1 protein-coding gene is annotated in these 1340 nt (G+C 57.6%); it reads left to right on the forward strand.

Features of this window, described 5'->3' with window-relative positions; genetic code table 11:
- Window positions 1–229: 229 nt before the first annotated feature.
- Window positions 230–1340: IS110-like element ISSfl4 family transposase (locus ABZJ92_RS21835; protein ID WP_064193781.1), on the forward strand; the 1111-nt coding region annotated here is incomplete at its 3' end.

Below are 1340 nucleotides of genomic sequence, written 5' to 3' on the forward strand. Positions count from 1 at the left end.
CCGTTACTTTATTCGTACCCCTTATAATGGGGTGTTAGCCAGCCAGACCCGGCATGATTACTGCCCCCAGTCGTCCATGATCCGGGGGGTGATGTCACCGGGTCTGGTGGGGCGCTGGTAACCGCTAATAGGGGTCAGGTCAGGCACTTTTGCCGGGACCGTCTGTAACGTGGATGCCGGTACCTGCTCCCCGTGGTTATCTGGTTAACCCATATACAAGGGAGACAGAATGACCGAATCCAGCGATTACGAATCCGTCCAGGTCTTTATCGGCGTTGATGTCGGTAAAGATACGCATCACGCTGTTGCCATTAATCGTTCAGGTAAACGCCTGTTCGATAAAGCATTACCCAACGACGAAAACAAACTCAGGTCGCTAATATCTGACCTGAAACAACATGGTCAGATACTGCTGGTTGTTGATCAGCCAGCTACCATCGGTGCGTTACCTGTCGCCGTTGCCCGCTCAGAAGGAGTCCTTGTCGGATACCTCCCTGGACTGGCCATGCGCCGCATAGCCGACTTACACGCCGGTGAAGCTAAAACTGATGCTCGTGACGCTGCCATCATTGCCGAAGCTGCCCGTACCCTGCCTCACGCGCTACGCACGCTGAAACTGGCTGACGAGCAAATCGCCGAACTCTCCATGCTCTGCGGCTTCGATGATGATCTTGCCGCACAGACAACGCAGGCCAGCAACCGTATCCGCGGCCTTCTGACCCAGATACATCCGGCACCGGAGCGCGTTCTCGGTCCGAGACTTGAGCACCCGGCGGTACTCGATCTTCTCCAGCGATATCCCTCACCAGAAAAACTCGCTTCGCTGGGTGAGAAGAAGCTGGCAGCCCAGCTCTGCAAACTTGCGCCTCGTCTGGGTAAACGCCTTGCAGCAGACATAGCTCAGGCACTGGCCGAACAAACCGTCGTCGTTCCCGGCACGAATGCCGCTGCCGTAGTACTGCCACGTCTGGCACTCCAGCTCATCACGCTGCGTAAGCAAAGAGACGAGGTGGCGCTTGAGGTAGAACAGCGAGTTCTTGCTCACCCTCTTTACCCGGTCCTGACCAGTATGCCCGGAGTCGGTGTCAGGACCGCAGCCAGACTCCTCACCGAGGTCGCCTGCCGCGCCTTCGCCTCTGCCGCACATCTCGCTGCTTATGCTGGCCTTGCGCCGGTAACTCGGCGATCCGGCTCGTCAATACGCGGTGAGCATCCCTCGCGACGGGGTAATAAAGCTCTCAAACGGGCGTTGTTCCTGTCGGCCTTCGCCGCGCTCAGGGATCCGCTCTCCAGGGCTTACTACACCCGCAAAATGAGTCAGGGAAAACGACACAATCAGG

Source organism: Shigella sp. FJ200513, from assembly GCF_040495915.1.
In the GTDB taxonomy this organism is placed as follows: Bacteria; Pseudomonadota; Gammaproteobacteria; order Enterobacterales; family Enterobacteriaceae; genus ECMA0423.